Below are 861 nucleotides of genomic sequence, written 5' to 3' on the forward strand. Positions count from 1 at the left end.
AAGCCGGAGGATTTCGCCAGCGACAAACGTTTCCAGCAATGAACCAAATAGTCCTCGGTCACTTGAAATTCGATCGATCGTCATTCCGACAAACGAAGCTAAGAGCCCGCTATCGAGAAACAGGAGCTTTGGTGTCTTAACAAGACGCTTCAAAGGGTTTCGAAACCAGGGCTCGATGCGACGAACTAGGAACAGCTGTTCGAAGAGTCCGATATATCGCCGGGCGGTCTTGTCATCGATGCCGACCTGGCCGGCCAATTGGGTGAAATTGAGCAACTGTCCCGAATGATGCGCGAGCGCCCGCAGAAGCTGCGGCATTTGGCCCAGGCGTTCGACGTCGGCAATTTCGCGCACATCTCGTTCAACGATGGCTCGTATGTATTCTCTAGCCCATGCGGATCGACGGCGGGGATCGCCACGACCGACCATCTCAGGATATCCGCCGATGAGCACTCGCTCCATCAGGTCGTTTCCGACCGTTGGATTGCGAGGCGCTATAACCGTTCCGGCAAAAGCGGAATCGAGGAAGTTCGACTGGTTGCGTCGAATTTCGGACTGAGCTAGGGGCAACAAGGTAACGACTTCCATCCGCCCGGCCAAACTATCGGAAATCGTCGGGAGTGCGAGAATGTTTGCTGAGCCGGTTAACAAAAATCGCCCAGGCCGCCGATCGTTGTCTACAGCCTGTTTTATGGCACGCAGCAACTCCGGTGCACGCTGCACCTCATCTATGATGGCAGTATCAATCTGACGAACGAAGCCGACTGGATCGGTCTTTGCTGATAGTAAGGTCGTTTCGTCATCTAACGTGAAATACGGACGATCTGTCTGGAGCAGGGTTCGAGCCAACGTCGTCTTGCC

General features: G+C 54.5%; 1 protein-coding gene. It reads right to left on the bottom strand.

Annotated elements, in window-relative coordinates; all coding sequences use genetic code 11:
- On the bottom strand, positions 1 to 861 hold an 861-nt coding region (locus K7A42_RS08065; protein ID WP_282455052.1), incomplete at both ends, for an ATP-binding protein.

It is taken from the genome of Agrobacterium sp. InxBP2 (assembly GCF_026191755.1).
Classification (GTDB): domain Bacteria; phylum Pseudomonadota; class Alphaproteobacteria; order Rhizobiales; family Rhizobiaceae; genus Agrobacterium; species Agrobacterium pusense.